Origin of the sequence: Sinomonas terricola, from assembly GCF_034931225.1 — a bacterium.
In the GTDB taxonomy this organism is placed as follows: Bacteria; Actinomycetota; Actinomycetes; order Actinomycetales; family Micrococcaceae; genus Sinomonas; species Sinomonas terricola.
Map to the genome: position 1 here is coordinate 606,305 of NZ_JAYGGQ010000001.1, position 25,450 is coordinate 631,754.

Below are 25,450 nucleotides of genomic sequence, written 5' to 3' on the forward strand. Positions count from 1 at the left end.
ATCGGCAACTCTTGCTTTTCGGGCTCACGGCGGGTCTAGGGTCTTCACGGGGACCGTATTCGCACCTTGATGAGGGACATCCGTCGCCTCGAGAAAGACCTTTCCTGATGCCGAAGCTCAGCATCCGCACGGCCGCTGCCGCGAGCGCCTTCGGGCTCGCTGCCGCGGCAGGCGGATCCATCGCCGCCGCCCTGCCCGCCCACGCCGCCTCAACGTCGACGCCCATCAAGCATGTCGTCGTCATCTTCGGGGAGAACGTCTCGTTCGACCACTACTTCGCGACTTATCCCAAGGCCGCCAACACCCCGGGCGAGAAGGTCCAGGGGACGGGCGCCGCGGCGTCGTCCTTCACGGCCGCGCCGAACACGCCCAAGGACATCAACACGCTCGCGAACGCGAACCTCCTCGCGCCGAACAACCCGAATTCGGTCCAGCCGTCGCGGCTCACGCCGGGCCAGGCCGTCACGTGCGACCAGGACCACGAGTACACCGCGGAGCAGAAGGCGTTCAACGGCGGGCTCATGGACAAGTTCGTCGAGAACACGAGCACGGACACGTGCAAGGCTCCGATGTACTCCAGTCCCGGCCTCACGATGGACTACTACGACGGCAACACCGTCACGGGCCTGTGGAACTACGCCCAGCACTTCGCGATGAGCGACAACAGCTTCAGCGACACGTTCGGGCCGTCCACGCCGGGCGCGCTCAACCTCGTCTCAGGCCAGACCCACGGCGTGACGAGCATCGACGCGCTCACGGGCAAGCAGACGGCGACGCCGGACTCGTACACGGTCAAGTCGCCCAACGCGCAGGGCGTCGGCACCCTGACCGAGGACCCGGACCCCGCGTTCGATGACTGCTCGGACAACAGCCGCAACGGCAAGCCCTACGCGCTCGCCGCGATGAGCGGCAAGAACGTGGGCGACCTCCTCAACGAGAAGAACGTCTCGTGGGGCTGGTTCCAGGGCGGCTTCACGCCGAACGGCACGAAGAACATCGCGGGCACCGACTACGCGCAGTGCACCACCGCGCACGCGAATATCGTCGGCGCGTCCCGCACCGACTACAACCCGCACCACGAGCCGTTCCAGTACTACGCGTCGACGGCGAACCCGCACCACCTCGCGCCCGCCAATGAGGCTGAGATCGGGCACAATGGCCAGGCCAACCACCAGTACGACCTCACGGACTTCGACAAGGTCGTCAACTCGGACAACATGCCGGCCGTGTCCTTCCTCAAGGCGCCGAACTACCAGGACGGCCACGCCGCCTACTCGGACCCGATCGACGAGCAGAAGTTCGTGGTCGAGCAGGTCAACGCGATCCAGAAGTCCAAGAACTGGGACTCCACGGCGATCGTCCTCGCCTATGACGACTCAGACGGCTGGTACGACCACGTCGCGACGAAGGTTCTCAACGCCTCGAACGATCCGACCGCGGACGCCGCGATCTGCACCGACGCCGCGAAGGCCGGCACCCCGATCCTCGGCGGCTACGTGGACCGCTGCGGCCCCGGCCCGCGCCAGCCGCTCCTCGTCGTCTCGCCGTACGCGAAGAGCAACTTCGTGGACCACACGGTGACGCAGCAGTCGTCGATCCTTCGGTTCATCGAGGACAACTGGGGCCTCGGCCGCCTCGGCGACGGCTCGTTCGACGCGATCGCGGGCTCGCTCGGGAACCTGTTCGACTTCACCCACGCGCGCCGCGACGGCCTGATCCTCGACCCGGCCAACGGCGCGGTCGTCCAGGCCGCCTACTGCTCGGGCAACGACGGCCTGCACCTCGGCCAGGGCGGTTCCTGCCAGTAGCCTGCAAGGCTTCTCGACGAGACGGGTTCCCGCCGAGAGGACGCACTCAAGCGTTCTCCTCGGCGGGACCCGTCTCTTTTCCGTGAGCGAAAGGCAACGTTCTGGCAACATTTTGGCCACAGCGTGGGCACTCGCGCTGGGAGGCGCCTACACTCTTTCCTGTGACCTGCATCTCAATGGCGCGATGCAGGTTTTCTCTATGCGCCGTCCACTCCTTCGGCGGCTCGTCCACGCACGCGCTAGCGCGTCGTCCCGGCGCTTGACTCGCGCGCCCGCGCGCGGGACACAAGGCCGACGACGGCTCCGTGCAGCGGGTGCCCCGGCCCAAGCCCGGTGAGTTCCTCGGCAACGGCCGCATCTGCGCCGTCCCCCGCGAGCATCGCCTGGAGGCGCTGCGCCTCGTCGTCGTCGGCCGCGTCGAAGCGAAGGGCCGCGCCCATCGCCTCGAGCAGCGCGTCCGCCGCGAGGCCCCGCTCGGCGAGCTCCGCCGCGGGGCCCACGAAGCGCTCGTGCCGGCTGAGCTTGCGCACGGGCGCGCGGCCCACGCGGTCCACCGTGTCCGGGAGCTCGGCGTTCGCGAACCGCCCCAGGATCTTGCGGATGTAGCCCTCCTGTTCGTCGGGCGCGAAGCCGTACTTCGCGACGAGGAGCGCCTTCGTCTCGGCGAGCACGGCCTCGACCTTCGCGCGGATCTCGGGGTCGGCGATCGCCTCGGCGATCTTCTCCTTCCCCGCCGCCCGCCCGAAGTACGCCGCGGAGGCGTGGCCCGTGTTGACCGTGAAGAGCTTCCGCTCGATGTACGGCCCGAGGGAGTCGACCCACGTGACGCCCGGGATCTCCGGAACATCGCCGCCGAACGGACCCCGCTCGATCGCCCACTCGAAGTACGGCTCGACGCGGACGTCGAGACCGCCCCCCGGGGCCTGGGCCGGGACGATCCGGTCCACCGCCGTGTTCGCGAAGAGGGCCTTCGCGTCGACGTCCTCGTCCGCGAGCCCGGCGGCGCGGGCCGCGGCCCGAACCTCGGCCTCGAGGAGGTCCGTCGCGTTGATGGCGTTCTCGCACGCCAGCACGGCGAGCCGCGGGGCGCCCTCCGGCCGGGCCGCGATGCCGCGGGCGATGACGGGGGCCACGAACTTGAGGATGTTCGGGCCCACCGCCGTCGTCACGATGTCCGCACGGGCGATCCGCTCGACGAGCTCGGCCTCGTCCGTCGCCGAGTTCACGGCGGCGTACCGGTCCACGACGTGGTCCCGGCCGCCCTCCCCGACCTCGTGCACGGTGTACGACGGCGTGGCCTGCAGCGCGTCGATGAGCGGCGCCGCGACGTCGGCGAAGACGAGGTCGTAGCCCGCCTCGTGGAGCAGGAGCCCCACGAAGCCGCGCCCGATGTTGCCGGCCCCGAAATGGACCGCCGACTTGGCCTGCGCTGACGTGCCCTGCGAACTCATGCGTTGACCTTTCCGAAGATCTCGAGCACCTCATCCACGGTCTGGGCCGCTTCGAGACGCGCCACCTGCTCGCGGTCCCCGAAGACCTTCGCGATCTTCGCGAGGATCCCGAGGTGCTCCTTGTCCTTGCCCGCGATGCCGACGACGAACTTCACGGACTGGCCCTGCCAGTCGATCGGCTCGGTATAGCGGACGAAAGTCACGGCCGAGGCCATGATGTGCGGCTTGGCCTCGTTCGTGCCGTGCGGGATCGCGAGGCCGTTGCCCATGAACGTCGAGACGGAGGTCTCGCGCTCATGCATCGCGGCGACGTACGCGTCGTCGACCGCGCCCGCGGCCTTGAGGAGGCGTCCGGCCTCGTCGATCGCGCCCGCCATATCCGAGGCGCTCCCGGAGAGGATCACCGACTGGGGCCGCAGGACGTTCTTCGTCTCGGCGTGGACGTGAGGTACCGTGACATGCGCTGCCGCGGCCTCCGCATCGGACGCAGGCTCGGTCTTGCCGACCACGCCCTCGAACGGATACGGCTCAGTTGCTGCCTGCTCGTTGAGCAGATCGACGATCTCGTCATACTTCGGGCTGCCCATGAAGTTGTCCACGGTGACGATCTGCGCGCTCGGGGTCTTCTGCTCGGCGCGGAGGGCGAGGTCCTGGTGGACGACGACCATGTCATACGTGTCCGTGAGGTTCGCGATCGATTGGTTGGTGACCGTGACCTCCTTGTGCCCCGCGGCCCGGATCTTGTTGCGCAGCACCGAGGCGCCCATCGCGCTCGAGCCCATTCCGGCGTCGCACGCGAAGACGATGTTCTTGATCTCGGTCGCCGTCGCGACGCCGCCAGCGCCCCGAAGCAGCGTCGACGCCATCGACTTCTTGCCCTTCATCTCCTCCATGTGCGAGGTCGCGGCCGCGAGGTCGCCCTCCTCCCTGTTCCTCGACGCCCGAAGGATGATCGAGGCGATGAGGAACGACACGGTGCACGCGAGGATCACGGACAGGATCACGCCGACGTAGCTGTCCCGCGAGGTCTGCGCGAGGACGGCGATGATCGAGCCCGGTGCGGACGGTGCGACGAGGCCCGAATGGGTGATCGCGAGCGTCGCAATGCCCGTCATGCCGCCGCCGATGGTGGCAAGGATAAGAAGCGGGCGCATGAGGATGTACGGGAAGTAGATCTCGTGGATGCCGCCGATGAACTGGATGATCGCGGCACCCGGAGCCGACGCCTTCGCCGCGCCCTTCCCGAAGAACATGTACGCAAGCAGCACGCCGAGGCCGGGACCGGGGTTCGCTTCGAGCAGGAACAGGATCGACTTGCCCTGCGAGGCGGCCTGCTGGATGCCGAGCGGGGTCAGCACGCCGTGGTTGACGGCGTTGTTGAGGAAGAGGACCTTGGCCGGCTCGATGAAGATCGAGGTGAGCGGCAGGATCCCGGCGTTGACCATGAACTGCACGACGGAACTGGCGAACGTGCTGATCCCCTGCACGACCGGGCTGATGGCGTAGAAGCCGAACAGCGCGAGGACTGCTCCCCAGATGCCCGCCGAGAAGTTGTTGACGAGCATCTCGAAGCCAGGGCGGATCTTGCCATCCCAGATGGCGTCGATCTTCTTCATGGTCCAGCCGCCGAGCGGGCCCATGATCATGGCGCCGATGAACATCGGGATGCCCGCGCCGATGATGACGCCCATCGTGGCGATCGCGCCGACCACGCCGCCGCGTACGTCGTAGACGGCCTTGCCGCCCGTGTAGGCGATGAGGAGCGGGAGCAGATAGGTGATCATCGGTCCGACGAGTCCGATGTTCGGGGCACCCGACGCGTCGTTTCCAAACCCGCCGAGGGCAGGGACCGGAAGCCAGCCAGTCTTGATGAAGAGGGCGGTAATGAGGCCCCAGGCGATGAAGGCGCCGATGTTCGGCATGATCATGCCGGAGAGGAAGGTGCCGAATTTCTGCACCCCGGCCCGCGCGGCATGAAGCCTTGTGGGGGCTGCGGTGGTCGACATGGTTCCCTGCTTTCGTGTCAGGTGGCGGCCTAGCGGCCGCCGGGGGTTGAGGGAGGAAGGGCCTCCCCGCTCGCGCCGTTCCCGCCGCCCGAGGCGTTGGAGAGCCGGTGGAGCCATTCGAGGAAGAGCCGCATCTCGGTGCCGGAGAGCTGGTCCGGGTGAGAGGACTCGAGGGTTGCGTTAAGGGCGATCGCCGCTGCGACATACGACGGCTGGCCGCTTGGTGTGCCACGGCTCGGATCGTCAAGGACTGACGGATCCGAGACCACGGAGCGGAGGACGGCGTCGCGCGTCTGCACCGAGAGGGGCAGGCCCGCGATGTCGTCCGCGGAGAGTGGTTGGTCGGGCTCGTCCGCCAACAGCATGAGGGTTACTCCGATGTTGGCGGCGAGGACGGCCCGTGCCGCTTGAGCGGGCGCCACGGAGAGCAGTCCAGCCGCGGCCGCGCGCCCGAGCTCCCGCTCGAGGAGGTGCTCAGCCTCTTCGACGAGGACCGGGCGACGGCCTGGGCCGGCGTTGCCGAACATGAGGGTGTACAGCTGCACGTGGGTCAGCCCGAAGTGGACATGGATATCCCACAGCCGTTGGACGTCTTTGATCGGGCTGGCCGATCTTTCGATCATCCCCTCGCGCTGGACGAACTCCTCGAAGCCTCTCGCCACGACAGCTTCCATGAGTCCGTCTTTGTCGCGGAAGTGGTGGTACAGCGTTGGTGCCGTCACTCCAGCGAGGTCCGTGATCTGGCGGGTGGACACCGGCTTGCCATCCGACTGGGCAAGCAGTTCCGTGGCGGCTGAAATAAGCCGTTCACGGGGCGAAGACTTAGCTGGATCTCCGCCCTGGGCGTCGTCGGCGACGCCCATGTCCGCATCACGCATGATTGCTAGCCTAGGCGATATAGCAACGCTATACAAGAGCTGAGAGTGAACTGCGCCACATCCGGCTCATAGATCCACATCGGCTCACAGATAGATCCACATCGGCTCACAGATGGTGCGCCGCCGCGTAGGCGGCGAGGCCGTCGCTCGCCAGGGCCGCCGAGACCTCGGCGATGCCCCGATAGTCCGGCACGACGATGGACTGCCCATCCGGCGAGGTGCCGGTCCCCGCGGTCGGGAGCGTGAAGAAGACCGACGACGCCGGGTCGACACCCCTCAGCGCGTAGGCGAGAGCCGCGAGCGTCGTCGGATCGAAATGCTGGTCCACGACGAGGTGGGGCGCCGCCACCGCGATGATCGCGATGGCACTCGACGCATCGCGGACTGTTCCCGTGCTGAGCAGCTGGACTATGAGGGAGCGCACGAACGTCTGCTGGTCGCGGACCCGCTGGAAGTCACCGTCAGGGAACGCGTAGCGTTCCCGGACGAATTCGAGGGCCGCCTGGCCGTCCAGCTTGTTGGGGCCGGGCGTGAAGGCGTGATGGGTGTCGAATGTCGCGGTGAACGGGCGCGTGACGTCGACGGTGACGCCGCCGAGCACGTCGACGATGGCCTTGAACCCGTCGAAGTCCGTCATGACGTAGTGGTCGATGTGCGTCTTGAGAAGCGACTCGACCGTGGCAACGACGAGCGGCGGGCCGCCCAGCGAAAGGCTCGCGTTGATCTTCGCGTTGGCATAGCCGGGTATCGCCACCCAGTTGTCCCGCATGATCGAGATCCCGTAGACCTTGCTCCGGTCCGCGGGGACGTGGATGAGCATGATCATGTCCGAGCGCTCATCCGCGATCCCGCCCGAAGCGGCCTGGCTCTGAACCGCCTGCTGGGCGCTGCCGCGAATGTCGCTCCCCAGGACGAGGATGTTCATCGCGCCGGGCGGAAGCTCCGGCAGTGAAGGGGGCTTCGTCGTCGCGCGCGGGGTCGGAGTCGGGCTGGGACTCGCGCTCGATGTCGCGGTGGTCGGCGCCGCCGTCGGCGGGCCGGGGCGCCGGGCCAGCGAGAAGACGACCACCGCGACGGCAATGAGCACGACGGCGATCGCGCCGATGATGACGGCCAATCGACGTCGTCGTGCCCGGCCCCCAGCCGCATCGGAGGGCTCCGCGCCGCTCATAACGCCACAATGGCACGCGGATCCCGCGAGCGGGAGAGGTCGCGAAAATTCGTGTGGTGAGGATCACGAAACATGCTTGTATAGCAACGCTATAGACGCTAAGGTAGCGGAATCCTCCTGCCGACGACGGCGGGCCGGACCGAGCGACGACCGCACGATGTGCGACCCCAACCACGAGACACCAGACCACCGAAACCAACGTGCCGCCCCCGCAGGGAGGCGAAGCCGGCACGACGAAACAGCCGAGAGGAATCCCATGAGTCGAGAGTTTCACGGCGTCGGTGTGACGCCCGGGCGGGTGGTCGGGCGGGTGCGGCAGATGCCGGCCCCGGTGCACGAGCCGCATGCTCATGTGGCGATCCCGGCGGGGGTGACGGTCGAGTCAGAGGCGGAGCGGATCAAGGCCGCGTCCAAGGCGGTCCAGGCCGAGCTCAAGGCCCGCGCGGCGGGGGCCGCGGGGGACGCGAGGAACGTCCTGGAGGCCACCGCGCTGATGGCGGCGGACCCGATGCTGGTCAAGGGCGCCGTGAAGCTTCTCAATCCCGCCGCCGACGGCGGCCCGCGCACGGCCGAGCGTGCCGTGTGGGAGTCCGGGGCCTCGGTCGCGGACAAGCTCAAGGCCCTGGGCGGGTACATGGCCGAGCGGGCCGCGGACGTCCTGGACGTCCGGGCCCGGATCGTGGCCGAGCTGCGCGGGCTTCCGGCGCCGGGGATCCCGGTCTCGGACACCCCGTTCGTCCTCGCGGCCGAGGACCTGGCCCCGGCGGACACCGCGACCCTGGACCCCGCCAAGGTCGTCGCCCTGATCACCTCTGGCGGGGGCCCGCAGTCGCACACCGCGATCCTGGCCCGCGCCCTGGGCCTGCCCGCCGTGGTCGCGGCCGAGGGCGTGGACGCCATCGCCGACGGCACCGAGGTGTACGTCGACGGCGCCGCGGGCCGGATCGAGACCGAGCCCGGGCAGGCCGAGGCCGACGCCGCCCGGGCGTGGGCTGCCCAAGCACAGACTCTCGCTTCGTTCGCCGGAAACAACCGCCTCGCCGACGGTTACCCCGTGCCACTGCTGGCGAACGTCGCGACGGGCGCGGACGCGGCCAAGGCCGCCGCGGCCGGGGCCGAGGGGGTCGGCCTGCTGCGCACCGAGTTCGCCTTCCTGGACCGGGACACCGAGCCCACCCACGAGGAACAGGTCGCCGCGTACGGAGCCGTGTTCGAGCACTTCGCGGGCAAGAAGGTCGTGATCCGCACGCTCGACGCCGGGGCGGACAAGCCCCTGCCGTTCCTGACCAACGCCGACGAGCCCAACCCCGCGCTCGGCGTGCGCGGCTACCGCACCGACCGCACCTCTCCCGGTGTGCTCGAACGCCAGCTCGCCGCGATCGCGGCCGCCGCGAAAGAGCACGAAGCCGATGTGTGGGTCATGGCTCCTATGATCTCGACCCCCGACGAGGCCGCAGCCTTCACCGCCCTCGCCCACGCCGCGGGCCTGCCCACGGCCGGGGTCATGGTCGAGGTCCCGTCCGCGGCTCTCACGAGCGCCCACATCCTCGTCGGCGCGGACTTCGCCTCTCTCGGCACGAACGACCTCACCCAGTACGCCATGGCGGCCGACCGCATGCTCGGCCCGCTCGCGGCGCTCAACGACCCGTGGCAGCCCGCCGTCCTGCACCTCATCAAGGCCACGTGCGACGGCGCCGCGGCAGCCCGGGCGGCGACCGGAGCACCCAAGCCCGTGGGCGTGTGCGGCGAGTCGGCCGCGGACCCGGCCCTCGCCGTCGTCCTCGCAGGACTCGGCGTAACGACCCTGTCCATGACGCCCCGCGCGCTCCCGGCCGTCGCCGCGGTCCTGGCCACCGTGACCGTCGCCGAGGCGCAGCGGCTCGCCGCCGAGGCCCTTGCGGCGCCCTCCGCGCAAGCGGCTCGGGATGGCGTCCGGGCCCACCTGCCCATCCTCGATAAACTCGGCCTCTGAAACCCACCCCAAGGAGAACTCCCATGGCAGAACGCACCGCGACCATCGGCTCCCGAGTCGGCCTCCACGCCCGCCCCGCCGCGATCTTCGCCGAGGCCGCCGGCGAATACGACTTCGAGATCACCATCGCCAAAGAAGGCGAGCCCGCCGACGAGGCCATGGACGCCTCCAGCATCCTCTCCCTCATGTCCCTCGGCGCCGAATACGGCCAGAAGGTCATCCTCCGCGCGGACCACCCCGACGCCGACACCGCCCTCGACCACCTCGCCACCGTCCTCGAAACCGACCACGACGCCGAATAACCCCACCGCGGCGTGCGCGGGCTTGCTAGCGTGGCGTGCGTGGACGGACGTTCCTCCGCGGGCGGAGGATCCCGAGAGGCCACGCAGGCGTGGCGCGAGGCCGTCATGGCGCACCATGTTGCGGCCGACGGGGGGCTCGAGTGGGTCGGCGGCGCGCCTGCCCCCGCCCGGGTCCGCGTCGTCGAGTACGACGACGCGTGGCCGGCCCAGTTCGACGCCGTCGCCGCCAGAATCCGCGGCGCGCTCGGGGACGCGGCCATCGCCGTCGACCACGTCGGCTCCACCTCCCAGGTCAACCTCCATGTGTTCGGCCCGGGCTGCCCCGAGACCGAGCGGCACCGCATGTTCCGAGAGTGGCTGCGCACCCATCCCACGGACCGCGACGAATACCGTGAGGCCAAACTCGATGCCGCGCGCGCCACGAGCGAGCAGCTTGTGATGAACTACAACCGGCACAAGGAGCCGACGATCCGGGCCATCTACGAGCGCATGTTCCGCGCGGCGGGATGGCTCGACGGCGACGGCCCGACCCCCGACGGCAAGGAGTAAGCGTGTCCCGGACCTTCGTCTATGTCGCGTGCGCGTCGGGCGGGACGGTCGACGTCCTAGCGCTTGACCCCGAAACGGGTGCCCTCGAGGCGGGCAGCCGCACAGGGGGCCTCGACCACGTCTCGTCGCTCGCCCTCGACCCCGCCGGCACGCTCTACGCGGCGTGCAATGTCGATCGGCCGTTCCCGGACGTGCCGCCGCGCGTCGTAGCACTCTCCCTTGCGCAGCGCACCGGTGCAGCGTCCGCGGGCCCTTCCCGCGAGCTCCCGGTCACGACGTGCTACGTCTCCCTCTCCCCGGACGGTCGGGCGCTCTTCGGCGCGTCGTACCACGAGGGGCGCCTGATCCGCTTCCCGGCACCGGGCGTGGCGGGCACCGTGGCAACGTTCGATTCGGGCGCGAACACCCACTGCGCCGTCGTGAGCCCAGACGGCGCCTTCGTCTATACGGCGTCGCTCGGGGACGACCGCGTGAGCTGGTTCCGCATCGACGCGTCCGGGCTCGCCCCCGCGCGCGCAGCCGGAGCGGACGACGACGGCGCCGTCGCCCCGAGCGGGCACGTCGCCACCGCGTCGGGGTCGGGCCCGCGGCATCTGCGGTTCGACGCGTCGGGCGAGCGCGCCTACGTGCTCCACGAACTCTCGGGCGACGTGGCCGTCTACGAACGCGACACGGCGACGGGGCGGCTCGCCCTCCTCCAGCGAGCCTCCGCCATCGAAGGGCTCGAGCTCGCGCCGGGGCCGGTCCGCTCGCCGACGTCGGCGGACCCGGGGCTCGGCGTCGTGTGGTGCTCGGACCTCCGGATCACGCCCGACGGCCGGTACCTCGTGGCCGCAGAGCGCTCTACGAGCACGCTCGCGACTTTCGCGATCCGCGACGGCGGCCTCCTCGAATTCCTCCGGCGCACCCCCACCGAAGCGCAGCCGCGCGGCATGGCGATCGACCCTTCGGGGAAGTATCTCCTCGCGTGCGGCGAACGCTCCGACCACATCACGGCGTATCGAATCGGGGCTGACGGATCGCTCGCTGCCGCATCCCGCGCGGCGACTGCGGGTGGGCCGCTGTGGATCGAGTGCTGGGCGACTGCCTAATATCTACCGAGAGCAATTCTTGATTCTCTAGATTTCGTTCATCAAAATCGCCTGAAAAAGGCGCCTAAGAAATGCCTAAGAATCGGCCTGGGGTCCCATCCGGGCGATTTCAGCGTGCTTGCGGTGGGCCATTCGGGGTGCTAGGTTCATGCCATCCGCTGCACCAGCCAGTCGAATCTGGCGTGAATGATCTATGGGGGATCACATGGTCAAAGTTGCCACTTCACGTGTCGCAAAAGTCCTCACCGCCGTTGCCTTGAGCGCGGGACTTCTCACGGCGGTGCCAGCCACCGCAAACGCAGCAATCGACGGCTGGACCTGGAACTGGTCCAACTGGTGGGAGGCCAACGCCTATATCGAGATCTATAACCCGTCAATTTGCCGCCAGTCGATCGCCCGCATGGGCGACTACAGGGTCTATGGCCGATCGTCCAACTGGCAGAGTCGAGCCTATGCTTCCGGGTACAGCTGGACGCACGAGGCGTACCAACGGGCATGCTGAGGAGGCACCGAGTCACCGCAGCCATTCTCGCAGTCATCTCGCTTGTCGGTTGCGGGTCAAATGCTGCGCAGACCAGAGCATCCGGAAAAATCGCCGGGAGCTTCGAGGAACTGCTCGACTTCAAGCTCTCCCGTTCTGATCTCAATGATTTTGAACGCGAGGCCTATATGCGCGCCAAGGAGACGGGGCGAATCGCTCAGGCCGACTATGACGAGGCATATGCGCGGTACGCCGACTGCATGTCCGAAAGAGGCGATCCCGTCACTCTCAAGAAGCTGCCGAACGGGCTTTACCAGGAGAAGGCAGCCCCCCTCAAGCCCGGCCAGTCACTCGAGCAGAGCATGGACATCGTGTCGGCCTGCCAGAAGATCACCGTCGGCTACCTTCCCGAGATGTTCGCGTTCCAACAGGGCAACCCCGAACTGCTGAGAGATATGGACGAAGCTGCGTACCGCTGTCTCGAACGCTCTTCGCTGGTTCCCGAGGGATACTCGCTGGAACAATTCAGCAAGTCCATGAATGAACCGGAGCCGGGCGGCGGGAGCCGTCTGAACGACATGCCTTTCGACTTCAAGTCCGATGATGTCCAGGCCTGCCTCGTCGGGGCGGGCATCGCTCTTGGGGTTGTCGACTAAACAAGAATCCGTATCCTTTGGAGGGCTAAATGGTCAATGATGGTTACGGATGCTGAGGCCGCGCCGGGTGGTGTGCGCCCTGCTGGCAATCGCTGCCCTTGCTGGCTGCGCTGCAAACAAACCGGAATTCACGCCTCCCCGCAAGCTCGCGGGGAGCTTCGAGGAATTGGTTGATCAAACGCTTGCTTTGCCGGGGATCAACGACTTCGAACGCGAGGTGTACCGCCGGGCGAAGGAGACCGGGAGAATCGCCCAGGCAGACTATGACGAGGCCTACTCAATGCTTTCTGCGTGCCTGAGCGAAGGGGGCGAGCCCATTATGCTGCGAAGGCTCAAAAATGGGATATACCGAATCCAGACCACGCCTCTGAGTCCTGGTGAGTCACTAGAGCAGGCCATGGATGTGGTCTCGGCGTGCCAGAGGACGACTACGGGCTACATTCCAGAACTTTTCAAAATCCAGCAAATAAATCCTGAACTTATAGGCGATTCGATCGAGGCCGAGTATCGGTGCCTAGAACAGTCCGGCCTGATACGAGAGGAGTACTCGCTAGAAGAGTTCAGGAAGTCGCAGCATGAGCCGCCGCCGCCCGGAAAGCGCTCGACGGACGACATGCCGTTCGACTTCTACTCTGACGAGGCACAGAGCTGCCTTCTCGGAATGATGTGATGACACGGTTGCGGGCATGCTGAGGAGGCACCGAGTCGCGGCAGCCATTCTCGCAGTCATCTCGCTTGCCGGTTGCGGGTCAAACGTCGCGCAGACCAGACCATCCGGAAAAATCGCGGGGAGCTTCGAGGAACTGCTCGACTTCAAGCTGTCTCGTTCGGACATCAATGACTTCGAGCGCGATGTCTACAAACGCGCCAAGGAGACGGGGCGAATCGCTCAGGCCGACTATGACGAGGCGTATGCGCGGTACGCCGACTGCATGTCCGAAAGAGGCTATCCCGTCACTCTCAAGAAGCTGCCAAATGGGAGCGCGGAAGCCGCCTGAAGGACATGCCTTTCGACTTCGTATCCAACGACGTCCAGGCCTGCCTCGTCGGGGCGGGCATCGCTCTTGGGGTTGTCGACTAACAAGAACCCGTATCCTTTGGAGGACCAAATGATCAAAGTTACCACTTCTCGTGCCGCAAAAGTGCTCGCTGCCGGGGCGCTGAGCGCGGGACTTCCCACGGCGATTCCAGCGACCGCGAATGCCGCCATCGACGGCTGGACGTGGAACTGGTCCAACTGGTGGGAGGCACACGCGTACGTCCAGATCTATAACCACAACCTGTGCCGACAGTCATTTGCTCGCATCGGAGACACCATCAACTCCGGGCGGAAATCGTACTGGGAGAGCAAGGCCGACGCTTCCGGATTCAGCTGGACGCACGAGGCCTACCAGCGCGGATGCTGAAGCTCCGCCACACGGCAAGTGCACTGCTGACTGTGGTGGCCCTTGCGGGATGCGTCTCTGTGACGCCCGACCAGACACCTCCGCGCAAGATCGCCGGGAGTTTCGACGAACTACTCGACCACAGGCTCTCCCTGCCCGATCTCAACGATTTCGAGCGCGAGGTCTACCAGCGCGCCAAAGAAAGCGGTCGGATTTCCCAGGCCGACCATGATGAGGCCTATTCGCGACTGTCGGCCTGCATGACCGAAAGCGGCAAGCCCATCACTCTCCGAAAACTGAAGAACGGGCTGTACCGGATCACGAGCACACCTCTCGATCCCAACGAGTCGACTGAACACGCCATAGCCATCATCTCATCGTGCGAGGATTCGACTACTGGCTTCATCCCGGAACTCTTCCAGATCCAGCAAGTGAATCCTGAACTCATTGGCGATTCCTTTGAAGTCACGTACCGGTGCCTCGAGCGTGCTGGTCTAGTACCCGACGGGTATTCTCTCGAACGGTTCAAGAAGGCCCAGCTGGAACCACCGCCACCCGGGAAACGCTCCACCGATGATCTTCCGTTCGATCTCAATTCTGAAGATTTTCAGGCATGCGAGATTGGAAAGATGTGAATCCGATCAACCTACAGGAATCGTGAAATGAAGAATCCACGGCGCGTGGTGGCCACGATGTCCATCGCCCTCGCCGCCCTCCTGATCGGTGCGGGCTCCGCGGCAGCGGTGTGCGCAGCCCTCTGGGCCGCGCCTCCGCCCAACCTCTCGGAGCCTTCGGCGCCCCGCACCGTTCCCGTTGTCTACGTCGATCACCGCGACGAACGGTCTGCCGGGGCAACCGTCACGACGTCCAAGCCAGCGGCGGTGTCGCTCGGCCGGGGAGGGACCGTCACTTCGACCGAATGCGTCGGCGGTGCCTCAATCGAGTCCGGACGGATCGTCGCCTCGATCGACGGCCACCCCGTGCTGGGACTTTCCACTGCCGTGCCCTTCTTCCGGGACCTCCGCGCCGGAATGTCAGGCCCGGATGTCGATGCCCTGCGAGCGACGCTCCGGTCCATGCGCCACGACGTTGCCGAGAAGGGCGCCTACGACTCCGCCGTCGCCCGTGCCGTCCGCGCGATCCAGGTCGAGCACGGCCTTGAGCAGCGCGACGGCGGCCTCTCGCTCCGCGACGTCATGTGGCTCCCCTCGGCCTCGACGGAGGTCCTTACGTGCGACGCGCTCGTGGGATCCGCCTACTCCCCCGGCTCACCGTTCCTCACGGCCGCGGGAACCCTCCAGAGCCTCCAGGTCGCGGCACCGGACGGATCGTCGTGGACTCCGGGCGCGCGCACCGCGCAGTTCGGCTCGGCGTCGGCGCGCATCGGAGACGACGGCGTCATCACCGACCCCGAATTCCTCCGATCTGTCGCCAGCAGCACGGAGTACACGGCCGCTCGCGCCCAGGGATCCGCAGCCAAGCCCGTGAGCCTCCGCGTGACCCTCGCCGAGCCGCTGCGGGTCGCGCGGCTGCCGCTCTCCGCGGTCTCCCCGCCCAAGGGCTCCGCAGCGTGCGTGCGAGGGGACGACGACGCCGACCACCGGCTTCGCATCGTCGGGTCCAGCGGCGGCGCGGTGCTGGGCCTGTTCGACAGCCCCGCCCCGAACGCGGCGAGGCTGGGCTGGACCTGGACCGAGGCCTCGTGCGCAGCAAGCTGACCTCGGAGCCCGCCGTGGTGCTTCACGGCGTGGGGCATGGCTTCGTCCGCGACCAATGGCTCTTCGAGGGCCTCAGCGCGACGTTCCCGCGCGGCACCATCACGGGCGTGTCCGGCCCCTCGGGCTCGGGGAAGTCCACCCTCCTCTCGATCATCGCGGGGTGGGAGAAGCCGCGCCGGGGACGCGTCGTCGTCGCCCGCGGAACGACGATCCGCTGGGTGTTCCAGAACCCCTTCGGCGTACCCCGCCGCACCGCGCTCGACCATGTTGCGCTCGCCCTCCTCGCCCGCGGGCTGGGGCGGGCGGCCGCGACGGCGGAGGCCGCCGCGCTCCTTGCCGACTTCGGCCTCGCAGGCAGCGCGGACAGCACGTTCTCGGCGCTCTCCGGCGGCGAGGCCCAGCGGCTCATGCTGGCCCGCGCCGTCGCGGGACACCCGGACCTGATCCTCGTCGACGAACCGACCGCCCAGCTCGACCGCGCCAACGCGGCCACCGTCAATTCAGTGCTCGCGGCCCTCGCGGCGCGAGGTTCCGCCGTCGTCGTCGCAAGCCACGACGCCGAGACGCTCGCGGCGTGCGACGCCGTCGTGGACCTCTCCGCCCGCGCAGCCACCGCGCAAGGGGAGGCCGCGCATGCTCATCCGTGAATGCCTCCGCGAAAGCTGGCGCAACATCGTGACGGGAACGAGCAGGGCGGCCCTGCTCGCCGGTCTGCTCGGGCTGCTGCTCGCGGCCCTCTCCATCGCGGACGCCGCGGCCGTCAATCGGCTCGACGCCCAAGCCCAGACGTACCGTTCCTCGGGCGCGGCGATCCGGGCGGCGTCCGCGCCGCATTCCATCAACCCCGCAGCATGTGAGGCGATCGCCGCCGTCGACGGAATCACTTCTTCGGGCGCGCTCAGGGACTCGGCCTCCCTCTCGCTCGGCGCGCTCGGCGGCCTCACCGTTCCGGTCTACGACGTCACGCAGGGGCTCCCGGCAGTCCTCGGGGCGAGCCACCCCGAATCCTCGGGAGCCTTTATCTCGAGCACGCTGGCCTCTCGCTGGAACGTCGAGCCAGGCGACACCGTCGCGACAGACCGAGGACCCCTCGCCATCGCGGGCCTGTTCCCCTACACCGAACGCGACGGCCGCGACCCGCGCTTCGCGAATGCCGTCCTCCTGCCGACTCCGGCCACCGGCCACTTCGACGCATGCCTCGCCGAGGTCTGGCCGAGCACGGCATCGCGGGACGGCCTCCTGCGCGGAACCGCGGACGGCCTCGACGGGAAGCCCGGCGGCGCGTCGGTCTCGCTCCTCAACGAGGCGTTCGGGCGAAACTGGCAGGGCTCGTCCGACTTCGAAGCCCGCGTCACGCGGTTCGCCCCGATCGCCGGCGCTGTTCTCGGAGCCGTGCTCGGCGCGGGAGCCACGATCCGCCGACGGCTCGAGTTCGCGGCGGCGCTCCACACCGGCGTGGGGCCCGGACGCCTGGCCGTTCTTGTCGGGGCGGAGTCGGCCATGTGGACCGCGGCAGCAGCGGCGGGCGCCTTCGCGGCGTCCGGCGCGATCGGCGTCGTCCTCTTCCGCTCGACAATCGGCCCGGCGCTCTCGACCGCGGGTCTCACGTCCGCCGCGGGAATGCTCGCCGCCATCGCGGGAGCCGTCGCGGCGACAGGGGCCGTGCGGGAGAGCCAGCTGTTCCGGCACTTCAAGAACAGGAGCTGACGAGCATCTAGTGTTGACCCATGGGGAATGAGGTGGGGACCGATTCCGCCGTGGCCGAGCGCGGCCTGAGCGCCGCCGACGTGGCCCGGCGCGTCGCCGACGGCGCGACGAACGACGTTCCGCCGCGCGCGAGCCGCAGCGCGTGGGAGATCGTGCGTTCGAACCTGTTCACGCGGATCAACGCGATCTTCGCCGTGCTCGCGGCCCTGATCTTCGCGACGGGGCATTTTCTCGACGGCCTCTTCGCGGGCCTCATCGTGGCGAACAGCATCGTGGGGATCGTCCAAGAGCTGCGTGCCAAGCGCACCCTCGATCGGCTCGCGATTGTGAGCCAGACCCGGCCTCGCGTCCGCAGGGACGGACGCACCGAGAGCCTCGCGCCGAACGAGATCGTGCTCGGCGACGTCATCGAGCTCGGCCCGGGCGATCAGGTCGTGGTCGACGGCGACGTCCTCGCCGCGCGCTCCCTCGAAGTCGACGAATCCCTCCTCACCGGCGAGTCCGACTCCATCCTCAAAGCCGAGGGTGACGCGGTGCTCTCGGGCAGCTTCGTCGTCGCCGGCTGGGGGCTGTACCGCGCCACGAAGGTGGGCCGCGAAGCCTACGCGGCCCAGCTCGAGGACGAGGCGAGCAAATTCACGCTCGTCAATTCGGAGCTCCGCAACGGCATCAACACGATCCTCAAAGTCATCACGTGGCTCCTCGTGCCGGCCGGAATCCTCTCCATCTACAACCAGCTCACCGGACGCCAGCCCCTGCCCGACGCCCTGCGCGGCATGGTCGCCGCCCTCGTGCCGATGGTCCCCGAGGGCCTCATCCTGATGACGACGATCGCGTTCGCCGTGGGCGTCGTCCGCCTCGGGCGGCGCAACTGCCTGGTCAACGAGCTGCCCGCGATCGAGGGGCTCGCGCGCGTCGACGTCGTGTGCGCGGACAAGACCGGGACGCTGACCGAGAACGCGATGGAAGTCGCCGAGCTGCGGATGGTCGCCCATGCGGGCCCGGGCTCAACCCGCGCGACGGACGACGGCGCGGCTCGCCGTGCGCTCGCTCCGCAGGCCCTCGCCGCTCTCGCCGCGGCGGATCCCCGCCCCAACGCGAGCCTCCAGGCGATCGCCGCGGCGTTCCCCGAGCCGCCGGGCTGGCAGATCGAGGGCGCCCTCCCGTTCTCCTCCGCACGCAAATACGGAGGTGCGGGCTTCAGCGGGCAGGGGGCATGGCTCCTCGGCGCCCCCGATGTGCTCCTGCCCGTAGGGTCCCCCGCGCGGAACGACGCCGAGGCGCTCGGCTCGCGCGGGTTGCGCGTACTGCTTCTCACGCACGCGGAGCGGCTCCCCGCCCTCGGCGGAAGCCCCACGGGCGCACTGCCCGTCGCCAGCGGAAGCCCCGCAGAGGCGAGCTCCGCCGTCGTCGGCAGCCCAGCGGAGCCGGGCATCGAGCCCGCGGTGCCGGGCATCGAGCCGGTCGCGCTCGTCGTCCTCGAGCAGAAGGTGCGCGACGATGCCCGCCCGACGCTCGACTACTTCGCCGCCCAGCGCGTCGCCGTCAAGGTCATCTCTGGGGACAACGCGACGTCGGTCGGCGCCGTCGCGCATCAGCTCGCGCTCCCGGGCGCGGACTCACCCCTCGACGCCCGAACCCTCCCGGACGACCGCGCGCACCTCGCGGACGTCGTCAACGAGCGCGCGGTGTTCGGCAGGGTGAGCCCCGACCAGAAGCGCTCGATGGTGCGCGCTCTCCAGTCGCGCGGACACACCGTCGCGATGACGGGCGACGGCGTCAACGACGTGCTCGCGCTCAAGGACGCGGACATCGGCGTCGCGATGGGGGCAGGCTCCCCCGCGACGCGGGCCGTCGCGCAGATCGTGCTGCTCGACAACAAGTTCGCGACGCTCCCCCACGTGGTCGGCGAGGGCCGCCGCGTCATTGGGAACATCGAACGAGTTGCGAACCTCTTCCTCACGAAGACCGTGTACTCGGTCCTGCTCGCGCTCATGGTCGGCGTTCCGGGGCTCATCGGCCTCGACGCCCTTCCGTATCCGTTCCTCCCGCGGCACGTGACGATCACGGGGTGGTTCACGATCGGCCTCCCGGCGTTCATCCTCTCGCTCGCGCCGAACCACGATCGCGCCCAACCCGGCTTCGTGGGCCGCGTCATGCGGATGGCGATCCCCGCGGGGGTGGTCATCGCGGTCGCGTCGTTCACGTGCTACCTCCTCGTGCGTCCGGCGGTCGCGACGGGAGACGTGTCCCAAGTTCAGGCCAGCACGTCAGCGCTCATGACGCTCATCGCCATCGCGCTGTGGGTGCTCGCGATCGTGGCCCGGCCGTACGCGTGGTGGAAGGTGCTCCTCGTCGCCGTCATGATGGCGGCGTCTTTCGCGATGTTCGCCCTTCCGCTGACGCAGCGGCTCTTCGAGCTGGATCCAGGCAGCGCGTCCTCGACCGGCACCGCCCTGGGCTGCGCCGCCGTCGGCATCGCCGTCATCGAGCTCGGCTGGTGGGTGGACGGCTGGCTCCGGAGAGCGAAGGCCACGCGAGGCTGAGCGCCCGCGTCCCTGGTTAGCGAGGGAGCCACCTGAGCGGTGACGAGCCGTAGAGTTCGGGCGGGTGCGGGTACTCGAGCTGTTGGCCACCGATCCTGAGCGGCGGCGGCACGAAATCGAGTTCGCCGTAGTCGCTCGAGGCCTGCCGGAGCGGGACCGGCAATGTCACCGGCTCGCCGGGTGCGGGTACGGCACGCAGGAGCTGGTTCGCCGTCGCGATGAGCGAGAGGTGCGCGCTGCCGACGACTCCACGGCGCCTTGCGGCCAGCAGGGCGACGGCGGCCGCCGCCATGCCCATGCCCGTCGCGTGGTCGAGCGCCTGTACCGGCAGCGCGCCTGGCCGCCATTCGCCGTCGCTCGCGGCCCCGCAAAGGTGCGCGATGCCGCACGCCGCCTGGACGATGCTGTCGAACCCCCGGCCGTCACGCCACGGACCCTCCATGCCCCACGCATTGATCGAGACGACCGCGAGCTGCGGATGCTCAGCCCGGAGCGATGCCGCGTCGAGGCCGAATCGGGCGAGGCCGGCCGAACGATATCCCAGAAGAACGACATCGGCCTCCGAGGCGAGAGCACCAATCCGTTCGAGCTGTTCCGGAATGCGCAGATCGGCAAGAGCGCTTCGCTTCCCGAAGTCTGTGTCGAGATGCGCGTCGAGAAGCTCGGGAAGCTGAGGAGGGTCGACCCGCAGAACGTCCGCGCCGAGGGCTGCGAGCAGGCGCGTTGCGCTCGGCCCGGCGATGACCCGGGTGAAGTCGAGGATACGGACACCCGTGAGGGGCGCGCTCGACGGCGGTGCGGTCCTCTCGCGAGCCTTCGGCGCCACGTCGTCGAGGATGACGGCGATCCACGGCTCATCGGCCGAGGCCCGTCCCATGGGGCTCGCCGCCCACTCCTCGGGACTGCGGACGGCAGCGGCAACTCCGCCGCCGGCCCGGACTGCGGCCTCGACGTCGAGTGCGGCGCGTTCGCGGAGTGCGGAGCCGAGATCTTCGGGCGTCGACAGGCCGAGCGCTGAAAGCAGGCGCGCCGCGTGATGCGGGTAGTTCGCGTGCAGGCGAACCCAGCCGTCCGCCGTTGCATGGAAGCCGGACATGGGTGCCCAGATGTCGGCGGCGGCACCGTTGAGCCGGAGCTGACGGATCGAGTCGAACGATGCCGCGATGAGTTCCGAACTGGTCGTGAACTCGCTCGTCCTGCCTCGCGACGCCTCAAGGGCTGTGAGGGACGTGGCAACGGCAACGAGCGAACCGATGGCGAGCCCCTCGACGTCGAGCGGCCCTCGCCACCACGAGCGGGGGCCATCCCACGCCGATTGGGGCAAGGCCACGTCTCCCAGCACTGGATGGAGCGCCCGGCGGAGCTCAAGGAGATCAGTCGTCACGAGAACAGCCTCGCGAGAGTCGACGCCTCGGTCAACGGCACTTCTGCGCCGCCGCGGGGGCACTCTCGCGCCACAAGTGCCTAACATCTGCCTAAGATTTCCTAGCAGTGCACTATGGAGCTTCAAACGCTGGTAGATTGCGGGTAGCAACACGCGCCTGCGACCGCAGATCTAGATACGCCATTGGGGGGATTCTGATGCCTGGAGGTACTGCCCGGCTCGCCTATCATCACTTCCATGAGGATCGATCATCACAAGGTCCTCCGAAGGTAGGCATCCCTCAAGCGAGCGACCCGTCGAACGTACCGCGGTTCGGTGAGGAAAGGACGTGGGCGCGGCTCTCTCGGGATCTCCACGACGGAGCGCTCCAGTCACTGGTTCACCTCATCGAGGTTGCTGAGAGACCGTGCCGACCAACTTCTGGCCATGCATTGGACGACGGTGAACTGCTGCGCACTTTGGTCGAGATCGCCGATCTCGCGAGGGATATCGCGTTTGAGTTGCGCCAAGTCTGCGAGGATCTTCGGCCGCCGATGTTGGACCGACTCCCGCTCCCGCTGACCCTCGACTCCCTCATCAACCGATATAGGGCCACGTTCGGGATGCACGTGACCCTCGTGGTCACCGGATATTCCGAGCCACCGCAGGGCCAACTCGCCACGTTGCTGTACCGCGTGGCGAGCGAGGCGCTCTCGAATGCCGAGCGGCACGCCCAAGCCGAACACGCAGAAGTACGGCTCGACCTTCGACCAGATTCCGTCTCGCTCGTTGTGGCCGACGATGGCCGCGGGTTCGCTGCAACCAAAGAGGACCTTCCAGCTCTCACCGCATGCGGCCATCTGGGCCTCGCCGGCATCTTCGAACGAGTCCAGGAATTCGACGGGACGGCGAGCGTGGATCGGCGCGCCGGCGGTGGCACAGAGGTTCACATCAGAGTTCCGTACTGGAGAGGGGAAACTACGTGACTTCCTCCGTGGCCGAAGGTCCGGGCGAACCACCCATCCGAGTGATCCTCGTGGACGATCACCCACTCGTTCTTGCCGGAATGGCCCGGCTCGTCGAGGCCGACCCGGCGATGGCCATGGCGGGCACCGCCACCACTGCGAAAGCCGCGGTGGAGCTGTTCGACGCAGTCTCCCCCGATGTGACGATCCTCGACGTAAACCTTCAAGGGGAGAGCGGCTTCTCCCTTGCCCGCATACTTCTCGCACGTCGGCCGGGAGCCAAGATCCTTGTCCTGAGCGGTCATCATGAGGTGCAGTACCAGCGGACAGCCTTCCAGATCGGTGCGCACGGCTACCTCCAGAAGACCTGCACGAGCGCTGAACTCTCCGCTGCGCTCGTGGCAGTGCGAGACGGACGGCTCGTGTTCGGCTCGGAGATCCACAGTCGGAATGGCCGAGTTCCCGACGTTCCGCCACTCACCCGTCGTGAGCTTGAAGTGCTCTCGCACATCAGGACAGGGTTGAGCAATAGGGACATCGCGCGGAGGCTTGTGGTGAGCGAGCGGACAGTCCACTTTCACGTCGGCAATCTCCTCTCCAAGCTCCAGTCGAGCTCCCGAACTCAGGCCGTGGCACGTGGCCGGGAACTCGGCTGGCTCAGCGACTGACGGCTCCGGCATCGGACTGCACAGAACCGGGCACCCATGCGGCGAAAGCGACACTCGCATTGTGGCCCCCGAACGCGAACGAGTTCGACATTGCCCGCCGAAGTCCCGGGGAAGGCCTGGGCTCGCGCACGAAGTCGATGTCCGGATCAAGCGGCGGGGCCGTGTGCGCCGTCGGCGGCAGAAACTGCTCCTCAAGCGCAAGAACGGTCGCGATCGCCTCGATCGCGCCCGCACTGCTGAGGCCGTGACCGATCTGCGACTTGAGGGAGCTGACCGGGATTGCGCTAAGCCCGTGGCCGAAGACCTCACGCAGAGCCGCAACCTCTACCGGGTCGTTGAGGCGCGTGCCTGTCCCATGGGCATTGACGTAGTCGATGTCCTCAGGGGCAAGGCCGGAGTGATCGAGGCACCGCCGCATGGCGAGCGTGGCGCCCCGTCCTTCGGGCTCGGGCGCGGTCATGTGGTGTGCATCGTTCGATAGGCCGTACCCCAAGACCTCGGCATGAATGTTCGCATCACGTTCAATCGCGCGATCGGCAGTTTCGAGAACCAAGACCGCGGCATTCTCTCCGAGGACGGTTCCTCGACGGTGTGATTCCTCTGCGAATGGCCTGCATGCGCTTCCCAGTGCCCCGATGCTCGCGAAACCCCCGTAGATGAGCTGGGTGAGTGTGTCGAGTCCACCTACAAGGACGCGTTCCGCCCGTCCGGCGCGGATGAGGTCGACGCCCAAGCCGATCGCGTTCGTCCCCGCGGCGCAGGCCGTGATGACAGTGAGGCAGGGTCCTGCTATCTTCCACAGATCGACAAGCGCCCTGCCGCCGCATTCAGACATCGAGCGCATCACCGCAGCGTAGTCGGGCTTGTAGCCGTGGGTCCGGTGCCACAGCGCCGAACTGATCTCGTCGGAGCCGAGCGTCGTTCCGAGGACTATCGCAGCATCCCGAAGTTCATCGGGGCCGAGGCGGGCATCGGCCCTGGCCTCCTCGGCTGCGAGCCGCAGGAGACGCGAGGGGCGGCTTCCGTCGAGTCCGCTCAGGTCAACGTCCTCGGGGATCTCGGCCGCGGCGTTGATTCCGTAGTGTGTGCCGTCGAACTTCCGGACAGGACCGAATGCCGTCCGCGCGCTCAGGATCCCCTCTTTCAGGGAGTCGACCCCGGCGCCGAACGGCGACACGCAGCCCATGCCTGTGATCACTATTCTTGTCATGCCGATCTCCTCATGGGCGCGCGGAACAGGGCTGCTGCGGACTGGCCGCGCGTGCTGTCGTGCCCCGTGACGACGACGGCGCGAGGCCGGGTGCCGACGTCAGCCCCAGAAAGCGCCGAAACGGCCAGAACACTGTTGAGTGCACTCGAGCAGGCGAACATCTCGCCTGTTGTGTCCTTCGGCCACGCGCCCTTCGAAACGAGCGATCGTCGCACGAACCCCTCCTCAGAGTGACGCAGGAGCGTCTCGGGCCACCCCGAGCCGATGAATAGGTCCGGTAGGGACTGGCCGCGGAGCACAACCTCGAGGGCTCGCGTGATGCCATCGCCGGCGTAGGCGGACATACCGTCGAGTTCGAATTCGATGTCTGAGGCGGTCGACGCCTCAACCAGCTCGGCGAGTGGATCGGCACCTCGCTGCCACGCCGCCTTGTCGGTCTCAAGGACCACCACGGCGGCCCCTTCTCCGAGCGCCCGGACGACTCGCGGAAAGCCCGTGGCGTCGAGGGCGTGCTCGTAGACCTCGGTCATTTCATCGAACCCCCCGACGATGAGGCGCTCAGCGCGACCAGCGCGCAGCAAGTCGAGCGCGTACATCAGGCTTCCGAGGCCGCCTAGGACCGAACTCGGTCCGCGGAGTCCGAACGAGATGGCGGCCTGTCCGGCCGCGGCATTCGCCACGACGTTGGGAAAGAGCAGCGGCGAGATGATCGGATCGTCTGAGAGCACGTCCGCGACGACCTTGCTTACCACCCCTGCGGAGCCGAAGCTCGTGTCGAGGACGAGACCGGTGTCTTCTACGAGGTCGGGGGCGTCGAGACCGGCATGCCGGAGCCCCTGGGCGACGGCCGCCGTCGTGATTCGGCTCACACGGTCCATCTTGCGTAGGAGCCGCCGAGGCACCCATGGCAGGGTTTGGGCGTCGTCCACGCGCCGGACGGGAGTCGCGCCCTCAGCTGCGCGCTGGGCCGCGGTTCCACCGAAGGCGGCCTCAAGGATCTCCGTGGCCGTGCCCGGCAAGCTCGTGCAAAGGCCATACCCGGTGACCACGACGCTCATCGTGCGGCCTTCCCATCTCGCACACTGGACAGGACCGTATGGACGGTGAACTGGGCTGCGGCGCACGGCTCGCCGTCGATGCTCGCGGTGACCCTGTACTTGCTGACCTCGCCGAGTTCCGCTTCTCGAACAGCCTCCATGCGGATCACGTCGCCTGGCACGGCCTCGCGGACGAAGCGGACTCCGTCGATCCTCGCGAGTCTGGAAGAGACGAGCTCTCGGTCGAGAGGCTTGAGGAAACGGCCCACTTGGGCCATCGCCTCGAGCAGGATGACGCCGGGAAGGACCGGGCGCTCGGGGAAGTGGCCGGCGAACCACGGCTCAGTCGCGCTCACTGCCTTGACGGCGACGGCGCGCTCGGAGCCAGCCTCCTCCACGCGATCAATGAGGAGGAAGGGGTGACGATGCGGGAAGAAGTCGGCCATGCTCGCGGGCGTCCCCGCCGAGGTGGGCTGTTGGATCATG

25 protein-coding genes are annotated in these 25,450 nt (G+C 68.0%); 17 read left to right on the forward strand and 8 right to left on the reverse strand.

Translation table 11 applies throughout. From position 1 onward, the window contains the following. Positions 1–107: 107 nt before the first annotated feature. A complete protein-coding gene (locus SPF06_RS02970; RefSeq protein ID WP_323277424.1) occupies positions 108–1,808 on the forward strand; it encodes a phospholipase C in 1,701 nt (566 codons plus the stop codon). 239 nt (positions 1,809–2,047) lie between these two features. Here SPF06_RS02970 and SPF06_RS02975 read toward each other — a convergent pair whose 3' ends face one another. From SPF06_RS02975 to SPF06_RS02990, 4 genes are all read right to left on the reverse strand, one after another. After that, positions 2,048–3,259, reverse strand: a complete 1,212-nt coding sequence (locus SPF06_RS02975) for a mannitol-1-phosphate 5-dehydrogenase (protein ID WP_323277425.1) — start codon at positions 3,257–3,259, stop codon at positions 2,048–2,050. Beyond that, the gene (locus SPF06_RS02980; protein WP_323277426.1) at positions 3,256–5,265 is read right to left on the reverse strand and encodes a PTS mannitol transporter subunit IICBA; all 2,010 of its coding nucleotides are present in this window, start codon (positions 5,263–5,265) and stop codon (positions 3,256–3,258) included. The genes SPF06_RS02975 and SPF06_RS02980 overlap by 4 nt, the downstream gene beginning before the upstream one ends. Before the next feature lie 29 nt (positions 5,266–5,294). After that, positions 5,295–6,143, reverse strand: coding sequence for a TetR/AcrR family transcriptional regulator (locus tag SPF06_RS02985; protein WP_428985687.1), 849 nt, complete (start codon positions 6,141–6,143; stop codon positions 5,295–5,297). 106 nt (positions 6,144–6,249) lie between these two features. Beyond that, positions 6,250–7,260: an LCP family protein gene (locus SPF06_RS02990; protein WP_323277427.1), complete on the reverse strand. Its 1,011-nt coding sequence runs from the start codon at positions 7,258–7,260 to the stop codon at positions 6,250–6,252. A gap of 310 nt (positions 7,261–7,570) precedes the next feature. Between SPF06_RS02990 and SPF06_RS02995 the strand changes: the two genes are divergently transcribed. From SPF06_RS02995 to SPF06_RS03060, 14 genes are all read left to right on the forward strand, one after another. Beyond that, complete coding sequence (locus SPF06_RS02995) at positions 7,571–9,286, forward strand: putative PEP-binding protein (RefSeq protein WP_323277428.1); 1,716 nt, start codon at positions 7,571–7,573, stop codon at positions 9,284–9,286. A gap of 23 nt (positions 9,287–9,309) precedes the next feature. After that, the gene (locus SPF06_RS03000; RefSeq protein ID WP_323277429.1) at positions 9,310–9,588 is read left to right on the forward strand and encodes an HPr family phosphocarrier protein; all 279 of its coding nucleotides are present in this window, start codon (positions 9,310–9,312) and stop codon (positions 9,586–9,588) included. A 39-nt stretch (positions 9,589–9,627) separates the two neighbouring features. Beyond that, entirely contained in the window at positions 9,628–10,137 is a 510-nt protein-coding gene (locus SPF06_RS03005; RefSeq protein ID WP_323277430.1) for a GrpB family protein, read from the forward strand. 2 nt (positions 10,138–10,139) lie between these two features. Next, positions 10,140–11,228, forward strand: coding sequence for a lactonase family protein (locus SPF06_RS03010; RefSeq protein ID WP_323277431.1), 1,089 nt, complete (start codon positions 10,140–10,142; stop codon positions 11,226–11,228). Between the two features lie 205 nt (positions 11,229–11,433). Continuing rightward, a complete protein-coding gene (locus tag SPF06_RS03015; RefSeq protein ID WP_323277432.1) occupies positions 11,434–11,730 on the forward strand; it encodes a hypothetical protein in 297 nt (98 codons plus the stop codon). After that, positions 11,724–12,365, forward strand: a complete 642-nt coding sequence (locus SPF06_RS03020; protein WP_323277433.1) for a hypothetical protein — start codon at positions 11,724–11,726, stop codon at positions 12,363–12,365. The genes SPF06_RS03015 and SPF06_RS03020 overlap by 7 nt, the downstream gene beginning before the upstream one ends. A 70-nt stretch (positions 12,366–12,435) precedes the next feature. After that, the gene (locus SPF06_RS03025; RefSeq protein WP_323277434.1) at positions 12,436–13,035 is read left to right on the forward strand and encodes a hypothetical protein; all 600 of its coding nucleotides are present in this window, start codon (positions 12,436–12,438) and stop codon (positions 13,033–13,035) included. A gap of 16 nt (positions 13,036–13,051) precedes the next feature. Beyond that, the gene (locus tag SPF06_RS03030; protein WP_323277435.1) at positions 13,052–13,363 is read left to right on the forward strand and encodes a hypothetical protein; all 312 of its coding nucleotides are present in this window, start codon (positions 13,052–13,054) and stop codon (positions 13,361–13,363) included. A gap of 111 nt (positions 13,364–13,474) precedes the next feature. Beyond that, entirely contained in the window at positions 13,475–13,771 is a 297-nt protein-coding gene (locus tag SPF06_RS03035) for a hypothetical protein (protein WP_323277436.1), read from the forward strand. Beyond that, the gene (locus SPF06_RS03040; protein ID WP_323277437.1) at positions 13,765–14,385 is read left to right on the forward strand and encodes a hypothetical protein; all 621 of its coding nucleotides are present in this window, start codon (positions 13,765–13,767) and stop codon (positions 14,383–14,385) included. Before SPF06_RS03035 ends, SPF06_RS03040 begins: the two co-directional genes overlap by 7 nt. Positions 14,386–14,412: 27 nt before the next feature. Next, positions 14,413–15,468, forward strand: coding sequence for a hypothetical protein (locus SPF06_RS03045; protein ID WP_323277438.1), 1,056 nt, complete (start codon positions 14,413–14,415; stop codon positions 15,466–15,468). Next, entirely contained in the window at positions 15,453–16,115 is a 663-nt protein-coding gene (locus SPF06_RS03050) for an ATP-binding cassette domain-containing protein (protein WP_323277439.1), read from the forward strand. The genes SPF06_RS03045 and SPF06_RS03050 overlap by 16 nt, the downstream gene beginning before the upstream one ends. Next, complete coding sequence (locus tag SPF06_RS03055) at positions 16,102–17,175, forward strand: hypothetical protein (protein WP_323277440.1); 1,074 nt, start codon at positions 16,102–16,104, stop codon at positions 17,173–17,175. The genes SPF06_RS03050 and SPF06_RS03055 overlap by 14 nt, the downstream gene beginning before the upstream one ends. Before the next feature lie 20 nt (positions 17,176–17,195). Continuing rightward, on the forward strand, positions 17,196–19,721 hold the full coding sequence (locus tag SPF06_RS03060; RefSeq protein ID WP_323277441.1) for an HAD-IC family P-type ATPase: 2,526 nt from the start codon (positions 17,196–17,198) through the stop codon (positions 19,719–19,721). 16 nt (positions 19,722–19,737) lie between these two features. On the opposite strand, the gene SPF06_RS03065 is transcribed toward SPF06_RS03060, so the two are convergent. Then, positions 19,738–21,105 carry a CoA transferase gene (locus SPF06_RS03065; RefSeq protein ID WP_323277442.1) on the reverse strand — a complete coding sequence of 456 codons (1,368 nt, stop codon included), beginning with the start codon at positions 21,103–21,105 and terminating at the stop codon, positions 19,738–19,740. Between the two features lie 197 nt (positions 21,106–21,302). Here SPF06_RS03065 and SPF06_RS22060 point away from each other — a divergent pair, with 197 nt between their 5' ends. Together SPF06_RS22060 and SPF06_RS03075 are read left to right on the forward strand one after the other, a co-directional pair. Next, the gene (locus SPF06_RS22060) at positions 21,303–22,070 is read left to right on the forward strand and encodes a sensor histidine kinase (protein WP_428985688.1); all 768 of its coding nucleotides are present in this window, start codon (positions 21,303–21,305) and stop codon (positions 22,068–22,070) included. Beyond that, complete coding sequence (locus SPF06_RS03075; RefSeq protein WP_323277444.1) at positions 22,067–22,717, forward strand: response regulator transcription factor; 651 nt, start codon at positions 22,067–22,069, stop codon at positions 22,715–22,717. The genes SPF06_RS22060 and SPF06_RS03075 overlap by 4 nt, the downstream gene beginning before the upstream one ends. Here SPF06_RS03075 and SPF06_RS03080 read toward each other — a convergent pair. From SPF06_RS03080 to fabZ, 3 genes are read right to left on the reverse strand one after another with little or no spacing between them, the layout of a single operon-like run. Then, entirely contained in the window at positions 22,707–23,927 is a 1,221-nt protein-coding gene (locus SPF06_RS03080) for a beta-ketoacyl-[acyl-carrier-protein] synthase family protein (RefSeq protein WP_323277445.1), read from the reverse strand. The two genes, SPF06_RS03075 and SPF06_RS03080, sit on opposite strands and share 11 nt — an antisense overlap. Then, a complete protein-coding gene (locus SPF06_RS03085) occupies positions 23,924–24,985 on the reverse strand; it encodes a beta-ketoacyl synthase N-terminal-like domain-containing protein (RefSeq protein ID WP_323277446.1) in 1,062 nt (353 codons plus the stop codon). Before SPF06_RS03085 ends, SPF06_RS03080 begins: the two co-directional genes overlap by 4 nt. Next, positions 24,982–25,449 (reverse strand): 3-hydroxyacyl-ACP dehydratase FabZ, encoded by a 468-nt coding sequence (gene fabZ, locus SPF06_RS03090; protein WP_323277447.1) that lies wholly within the window; start codon positions 25,447–25,449, stop codon positions 24,982–24,984. Before fabZ ends, SPF06_RS03085 begins: the two co-directional genes overlap by 4 nt. Position 25,450: the final 1 nt, after the last annotated feature.

Coding starts and splice junctions, on each gene's coding strand:
- SPF06_RS02970 (WP_323277424.1), top strand. CDS start 108: ATGCCGAAGCTCAGCATCCGCACGGCCGCTGCCGCGAGCGCCTTCGGG.
- SPF06_RS02975 (WP_323277425.1), bottom strand. CDS start 3,259: ATGAGTTCGCAGGGCACGTCAGCGCAGGCCAAGTCGGCGGTCCATTTC.
- SPF06_RS02980 (WP_323277426.1), bottom strand. CDS start 5,265: ATGTCGACCACCGCAGCCCCCACAAGGCTTCATGCCGCGCGGGCCGGG.
- SPF06_RS02985 (WP_428985687.1), bottom strand. CDS start 6,143: ATGCGTGATGCGGACATGGGCGTCGCCGACGACGCCCAGGGCGGAGAT.
- SPF06_RS02995 (WP_323277428.1), top strand. CDS start 7,571: ATGAGTCGAGAGTTTCACGGCGTCGGTGTGACGCCCGGGCGGGTGGTC.
- SPF06_RS03000 (WP_323277429.1), top strand. CDS start 9,310: ATGGCAGAACGCACCGCGACCATCGGCTCCCGAGTCGGCCTCCACGCC.
- SPF06_RS03015 (WP_323277432.1), top strand. CDS start 11,434: ATGGTCAAAGTTGCCACTTCACGTGTCGCAAAAGTCCTCACCGCCGTT.
- SPF06_RS03020 (WP_323277433.1), top strand. CDS start 11,724: ATGCTGAGGAGGCACCGAGTCACCGCAGCCATTCTCGCAGTCATCTCG.
- SPF06_RS03030 (WP_323277435.1), top strand. CDS start 13,052: ATGCTGAGGAGGCACCGAGTCGCGGCAGCCATTCTCGCAGTCATCTCG.
- SPF06_RS03035 (WP_323277436.1), top strand. CDS start 13,475: ATGATCAAAGTTACCACTTCTCGTGCCGCAAAAGTGCTCGCTGCCGGG.
- SPF06_RS03040 (WP_323277437.1), top strand. CDS start 13,765: ATGCTGAAGCTCCGCCACACGGCAAGTGCACTGCTGACTGTGGTGGCC.
- SPF06_RS03045 (WP_323277438.1), top strand. CDS start 14,413: ATGAAGAATCCACGGCGCGTGGTGGCCACGATGTCCATCGCCCTCGCC.
- SPF06_RS03055 (WP_323277440.1), top strand. CDS start 16,102: ATGCTCATCCGTGAATGCCTCCGCGAAAGCTGGCGCAACATCGTGACG.
- SPF06_RS03060 (WP_323277441.1), top strand. CDS start 17,196: ATGGGGAATGAGGTGGGGACCGATTCCGCCGTGGCCGAGCGCGGCCTG.
- SPF06_RS22060 (WP_428985688.1), top strand. CDS start 21,303: ATGCCTGGAGGTACTGCCCGGCTCGCCTATCATCACTTCCATGAGGAT.
- SPF06_RS03080 (WP_323277445.1), bottom strand. CDS start 23,927: ATGACAAGAATAGTGATCACAGGCATGGGCTGCGTGTCGCCGTTCGGC.
- SPF06_RS03085 (WP_323277446.1), bottom strand. CDS start 24,985: ATGAGCGTCGTGGTCACCGGGTATGGCCTTTGCACGAGCTTGCCGGGC.
- fabZ (WP_323277447.1), bottom strand. CDS start 25,449: ATGATCCAACAGCCCACCTCGGCGGGGACGCCCGCGAGCATGGCCGAC.